Annotated in this window: 7 protein-coding genes; all 7 read left to right on the top strand. The window is 66.4% G+C overall.

What is annotated here, in order from left to right; translation table 11 throughout:
* On the top strand, positions 1-849 hold an 849-nt coding region (locus tag Q0H50_RS07815; RefSeq protein WP_294421115.1), incomplete at its 5' end, for a molybdopterin dinucleotide binding domain-containing protein.
* Positions 846-1481 (top strand): 4Fe-4S dicluster domain-containing protein, encoded by a 636-nt coding sequence (locus tag Q0H50_RS07810; protein ID WP_294161860.1) that lies wholly within the window; start codon positions 846-848, stop codon positions 1479-1481. The genes Q0H50_RS07815 and Q0H50_RS07810, both read left to right, overlap by 4 nt.
* 3 nt (positions 1482-1484) lie before the next feature.
* Positions 1485-2291 carry a DmsC/YnfH family molybdoenzyme membrane anchor subunit gene (locus Q0H50_RS07805; RefSeq protein WP_294421112.1) on the top strand — a complete coding sequence of 269 codons (807 nt, stop codon included), beginning with the start codon at positions 1485-1487 and terminating at the stop codon, positions 2289-2291.
* A 407-nt stretch (positions 2292-2698) separates the two neighbouring features.
* Positions 2699-3442 carry a molecular chaperone gene (locus tag Q0H50_RS07800; RefSeq protein ID WP_294421107.1) on the top strand — a complete coding sequence of 248 codons (744 nt, stop codon included), beginning with the start codon at positions 2699-2701 and terminating at the stop codon, positions 3440-3442.
* A 71-nt stretch (positions 3443-3513) separates the two neighbouring features.
* Complete coding sequence (locus Q0H50_RS07795; RefSeq protein WP_294421105.1) at positions 3514-4113, top strand: 4Fe-4S dicluster domain-containing protein; 600 nt, start codon at positions 3514-3516, stop codon at positions 4111-4113.
* 3 nt (positions 4114-4116) lie between these two features.
* Positions 4117-5586: a 4Fe-4S binding protein gene (locus Q0H50_RS07790; RefSeq protein WP_294421102.1), complete on the top strand. Its 1470-nt coding sequence runs from the start codon at positions 4117-4119 to the stop codon at positions 5584-5586.
* A gap of 451 nt (positions 5587-6037) precedes the next feature.
* On the top strand, positions 6038-6457 hold a 420-nt coding region (locus Q0H50_RS07785; protein WP_294421100.1), incomplete at its 3' end, for a FeoA family protein.

Below are 6457 nucleotides of genomic sequence, written 5' to 3'. Positions count from 1 at the left end.
GCCGCCGCAGCGGCCGATGCGGCGCGGACCTATGCCGGTTTCTCCACGTGCGCAAGCGACATCAAGGACGACCCGAAGAAATGCGGTCCGTACGCCGACACCATGCTCTACATCGGCCGTCACGGCAAGGAGAAGTTCGACATGCCCGCCGCGGTGGTCGACTACAACCCCATGCCGTACTACTTCACGCCCGAGGACCAGAGCGAATACGGCGACGAGTACCCGCTGCGCCTGACCGAGGGCCGCATCCCGTACTTCCACCACGGCACGTTGCGCAACAACCCCTACCTGCGCGAGCTGTACCCGGCGCCCGAGCTGTGGATCAGCCCCGAGAACGCAGCGAAGTACGGCATCGAGGATGGCGACTGGGTGAACATCAAGAGCCCTCGCACCGATGGCAAGGACGTGTTCCGCGACATCACCACGGGCCTGTCCACCGACACGGTCATGGCCGGCGGCAAGGATGCGAAGTTCGGTCCCAGCGAGTTCGCCCCCGGCGAGGAGCTGACGGCGGGCGGCCAGAGCGTCGTCAAGGACGGTATCTACGGCGTGGCGCGCGTGACGAAGGGCATCGCAGAGGGCACCGTGTACATGGAGCGCTTCTGGAACCCCGAGTTTTTGGAGGACGGCTCCGACGGCCGCAAGTCCTGGACCACGGAGAACATGAACGTGCTGACGAAGAACACGGGCTTCTTCAATCCCGAGTTCGGCACCTACACCCTGCGCGGCATCCACGTCAAGGTTGCCAAGGCGCAGCGCCCGGAGGGCATCTGGTACGAGCCGACCGACTTCGAACCCTGGATGCCTGAGCCCACGGAAAACACGGGAGGAGCGTTTTACACCAAATGAGCCGCAATTGCTTAGTTGTTGACCTGGATAAATGCATCGGCTGCCACGCGTGCGAGGTGGCCTGCAAGAACGAGAACGGCATCGCCTTGGGCGAGTACTGGAACCGCGTGCTGCAGATCGGCCCGCACGGTACCTTCCCCGACCTGGAGCAGTACTGGCTGCCCGTGCAGTGCCAGCAGTGCGAGGACGCGCCCTGCGTGCACGTGTGCCCGACCGGCGCAAGCTACCGCGACGCCGATGGCAAGGTGCTGGTGGACAAGGAGAAGTGCATCGGCTGCAAGTACTGCATGATGGCCTGCCCTTATGGCGTTCGTTCGTGGAACACCAAGGAGAAGGCGGTCGAGAAGTGCACCCTGTGCGGCCAGCTGACCAGCGCCGGGCAGGAGCCCGCATGCGTGGCCGCGTGTTGTGCGAACGCCCGCTTCTACGGCGATCTGGACGATCCGAACTCCGACGTGTCGAAGGCCGTGGCGGCCGCCGACCCGGCAAGCCTGCATACCCTGCACGACGCCGGCAACAAGCCGCTGACGCGCTACATCCTGTCCGACAAGATCGCCACGTGGCACGACGTGGACGCCATCAAGCCGGCGTCCGACGCGCAGGACGCCGCGTGGTTCGCGAAGGAGGCGTAAGGCATGGAGATCCAATGGTCCCTGGTTTTGTTCACGGCCCTGACCGGCATGGGCGGCTGCATGTTCGCATGCGTTGCCGCCGATGAGTTCCTCGGCCGTGCGAAGGCCGCGGCGTTTCCCGCGGCGTTGGCGGCGCTGGTGATCGCCGTCGTCGGCGGTCTGGCTTCCGTGACGCATCTGTCGCACCCCGACCGCATCATGGGCGCGCTGAGCCACCCGACGTCGGGCATCTTCACCGAGGCGTTGCTGGTGGGCTGCCTGTGCGTGTGCGTGGCGGTGTGCCTGGTGCTGGTCAAGCGCGAAGCCGGCGCGGGCGCGCGCAAGGCCGTCGCCGTCATCGGCGCGGTGTTCGGCGTGCTGCTGAGCTTCATGGCGGGCGAGTCCTACCTGATGGAGGCGCGTCCGAACTGGTGCAGCCAGCTGCTGCCGCTGGGCTACCTGCTGACCGCGGTGCCCGAGGGCATCGCCGCCTACCTGGTGGTCGTGGCCGCGAAGGCCAAGGGCGCCGACGTGGCGCCGTATGGCCGCGCGCTGCTGGTCGGCGGCGTGCTGGCCGCGGTGGGCGCTGCCGCCTACGTGCTGTGGGCGGGTCCCGCCGACGGCGTGCAGTGGGCGCTGCTGGTCGTGGCCGTGCTGGGCGCCGGCGTGGCGCCGGCCGCGTGCGGCGCGCTGCTCGGCAAGAAGCCCGAGAGCCTGATGGCTTTGGCAGGCGGCTCGCTGGCCTGCGCGTTCGTGGGCGCGGTGTCCTACCGCTGCATCATGTGGCTGATCACGGTCCCGATCGCGAACCTGTTCCTGAACGTGCTGTAAGCGCAAAGCCGGGGGAGGGGGATCCCCTTCCCCGGCCGGTTCGCCCCGGCGGCATAGGCCGCCGCGGGGTGAACAGGGGACGGAGGTGTGTTCACGTTAGCCTTTTGGGAACGTGATGCATCGCCGTGAACACACCTCCGTCCCCTGTTCACCCGACATCTCCCCGTGATGTATTCGCGGTTCGTATTCGCTCTCCCTACCTCCCTCCCTTCCCCCGGCGAATGCGAACCGCGAGCGCATCGAGCATGGTGCGTGGCAGCGGCTTTTGGCGTTGCCGCGCGCCATGCGACGCGATGCGGCTAACGAAAATCGATACTCGGCCCTTGCGCACGGCTTGCCCTTTCGCGCAGGGCGACAATGGACATGAGCGCCCGAAGAAGCGGGCGCTTCGGCAGAAAGGGGCGATCATGGCCGACGACAACGCGGCGAAGACGCAGCAACTAGAAGAGCGCGATCAGCTGATTTCCCAGCTCATCGAAGTGAACGCCGGGCGGGCGGCGTACTATCGCATGCTGGGCGAGCTGTTCTTCCGCGAGTTGACGCAGGAGCAGGTCGAGCATCTGGCGGGCATGGATTTCGCCGGAATGGACGGCGACGACGGCCTCATCGCCCAGGGCTATGACGATATGCGCCGCTACCTTCGCCATGTGAATTCCGGCACGCGCCAGGCGCTGGCCTGCGATTATGCGCACACGTTCCTGGCGGCGGGGAATTACGAGACGTTCGCCGCCACGCCGTTCGAAAGCGTGTTCACCAGCCAGCTCGGGCTCATGATGCAGGAGGCGCGCGACGAGGTCTACAAGATGTATTGCGAGCAGGGCATCCAGCCCCAGGCCGATTTGCATGTTCCCGAGGACCATGTGTCGTTCGAGTTCGAGTTCCTGGCGACGGTCATCGAGCGCACGAACTCCGCGCTTTTGGCGGGCGATTTTGCGCGCGCGCAGGCGCTTGCCGAAACGGTCTCCGATTTTCACCGGTTGCATCAGCTCAATTGGGTCGACGATCTGTGCGATGCCGTGCTCGATGTGGCGGAAACGCGCTTCTATCGCGGGGTCGCGAAGGTGACGCGCGGGTTCGTGCATATGGAGACCGACGTCATCGCCGACGAGCTAGAGGTTTTGCAGGATCTGGCGGGCAAGCAGGCAGCGTAGCGCGTCTCGCCTGATGAATCGGGGAAAGGGCCGAGGGGGGGTGCGGCCGTAAGACGAGAAAGGATAGGTTCATGGGCGATCAGCCGAGCATCACGCGTCGCGGGGTGCTGGTCGGCGCCGGCGCCGTGGCTAGCATGTTTGCGGTCGGCGGCGTGGCGTACGCGCTTGAAGGCGAGGACCGGGGGCTTTTGCGCCCTCCCGGCGCGCAGGACGAGGCGCATTTCCGCGCCACCTGCTTGAAGTGCAACCGGTGTGAAACGGCCTGCCCGCAGCGTTGCCTGCGCACGGGCGTGCTCGAGGACGGCGTGTTGAATTGGCGTACGCCCATCATGGATTTTCATCGCGGAGTGTGCGACTTTTGCGGCGTCTGCGAGGACGTGTGCCCGGCGGGATCGATTGCGGGCGCGCACGACCCGACGCAGGTCATCGGCATCGCAGTCGTGGACCGCGAGCGCTGCATCGCATGGGCCCAAGGCGGCTGCCAGGTATGCGTCGACTCGTGCCCGTACGGGGCGATCGAGCTGGACAATGCGAACCGTCCCGTCGTCGACCAGGCGAAATGCAACGGATGCGGGGCGTGCGAGAATGCATGCCCGTCGAACAGCTACCTCGCGTTCGCCGGCGGCACCGACCGCGGCATCAACGTGCGCGCAGCAGGGAAGGAGGCCTAGACGATGAGCAGGAAAAACAACGACGATGTTTTGTCGGGGCTCGATCGAGCGCAGTCGCAGTCGAACGTCGTTCCGGCCCCCGGTGACGCGGCCCCGTCTCCTGATGTCTCCGATGCGTCTGGACAGATGCTGCCTGCCAGTGCCGGCAACGTCTCGCACGCGGGTGCCGCACCTGTTGCAGAGCTTGCGGCCGATGCGACGACGGCGGTTACCTCTGACGTCCCCGATGCCGAGAAGACGGCTGCTTCCAACGGTTCTGCTCCTGATAGGAAGCCGGCTCGCGCGGGCTCGCCTAAAAAGTCCCGTTTCCGCACGGCGCGCGGTTGGGTTGCGCTTGCGTGCGTGGCATTCGCGCTGGCGGGTATGGCGTTTCGCGTGGGCATCGGCACGCCCTCGGCGTTCGGCATCCAGCAGATTTCGGCGATTTGCCCGCTAGGAGCGCTCGAGACCATGGCGGGCGCGAAGGGCGTCATGCTGCACCCGTTGCTGCTGTTCGCGTTGGTCGTGGTGCTGATCGCCCTGGTAGGCAAGGCGTTCTGCGCCTGGATGTGCCCCGTGCCCTGGCTGCAGAAGTTCTTCCGCCCGAAAAAACGCGGCACCTCGGCAAAGAGCGCGGCGGGGCGCGAGGCCGCGGCTTCTTGCGGCAACTTAGATGCGGGTTCCGCCCAGGCGGGGCCGTTGACTTTCGGCGCGGCCGAAGCCGACGAGCCTCAAATTGGGACGGCTTCGGATGCCAGCTGCCAAAGAACGCGCGAGTGCGTGTTGCCGGTAGCAGACGAATGCGCGAACGATGCGCTCTATGTAGCAACCGCAGCTTCGGGGCATGCAACCAACGCCTGCGTAGCCGATTCCGAACCTCACTTGCTCGACTCTGCACGCACTCGCGCAATTTTTGGCAGCAAAACCGCCGAACCCGGGGAAAAGCACCTCGCAGGCACTCCTTCAGCGTGCGCAGCCTGCGCGGGCGCGTCCGCGTGCGCGAAGGCGTTGGCCCCGGTGGGAGGCGCGCGCGATGGCGTGCGGCTGGATAGCCGTCATGCGGTGCTGGTGGGAACGCTGGCCTCTGCGGCCGTGTTCGGCTTCCCGGTGTTTTGCCTTATCTGCCCGGTCGGCCTGACGTTCGCGACCATCATCGGGCTGTGGAACCTGGTGCAGTTCAACGAGCCCACTTGGGCGCTCGTCGTCTTCCCGGCCATCTTGATCGCGGAGGTCACGGTCCTGCGCAAGTGGTGCAGCAAGATCTGCCCCATATCCGCGCTGGTCAGCCTGCTGTCGAACCTCAACGTCACGTTGCGCCCGCGCGTCAAGGCCGACGCGTGCCTGCGCAGCCGCGGCGTGGATTGCCATGCGTGCGTCGACGCGTGCCCCGAGCAGCTCGACCCGCACTCGCGCCGCATCCCCGAGTGCTCGAAATGCGGCAAGTGCGTGGAGGCCTGCCCGGCCAAGGCCATCAGCATCAAGCTGCTGAAGTAGCAAGCGCCCCAGCGGGCCGGCATTCGCTTGGCGATGCCGGCCCGCCGGCATTGCGTTTTTTCGAGTGCCCGCGCGCCCGAAGCCGATACGTCTGCGTTTAAACGGGAGGGTCTCGAGTAGACCATTTGTCGGCATGCGTCTGACCTGGGCAAACGATCTAGCTTCTGAGCTGGCTACTTGGGAGTCGGCGAGCAAACGCAGACGTATCGACTCCCTGCCGCGCGAGGCGGCCCAGGACGGCAGCTTAGGCCGCCCAAATCCCCCAAAAAATGCCCCTGCACGCAGCTGGATGGCCCTTGGCCTCCCCATGCGGCGCGCGTCTTCGCTGCGTCCCCGTCTCCTCTCTTCCTCCCGCGCGCCGGCTCCCGGGCGGCATACGCCCCGCCTCACCTGCCGCTGCCCCACCTGCTTTCGTCGGTTCCGTGAAAACGCCGCCCTGTGGGAGCCTGCCTTGCGGGTCGGCTTATCATGGAAGGCAGACGAGAGAAACATGCGCGGCTGCCAGATGGGAGAGCGCCGCGCTGATTTGGGGGAATACATGCTGCTGAGCGAACTTGCGCGCGGACAGGCGGGCGTGGTCGAGGCTGTTCATGGCGAAGGATCGGTTCGCCGTCATTTACTTGATATGGGGCTCACGCCCAACGCGGTGGTGACGCTGCAGAAGGCGGCCCCCATGGGCGATCCGATCCAGGTGACGGTGCGCGGCTACGAGCTGACGCTGCGCCTGAGCGAGGCCGACAACGTGCTCGTCCGGCCGCTCGACTCGAAGGATCGCCCCGACTCCCCGGCCGACGCCGACGCCGCGCGCTCGCAGGCCGCCGGCACTGCCGCCGCGTCCGCAGCCCGCGTCGATCGCAGCCCGCTGCCGCAC

This window comes from uncultured Senegalimassilia sp., from assembly GCF_934632265.1.
In the GTDB taxonomy this organism is placed as follows: Bacteria; Actinomycetota; Coriobacteriia; order Coriobacteriales; family Eggerthellaceae; genus Senegalimassilia.
Note: the sequence above shows the minus strand (reverse complement) of the source record. Positions and strands in the feature narration are given on the sequence as shown.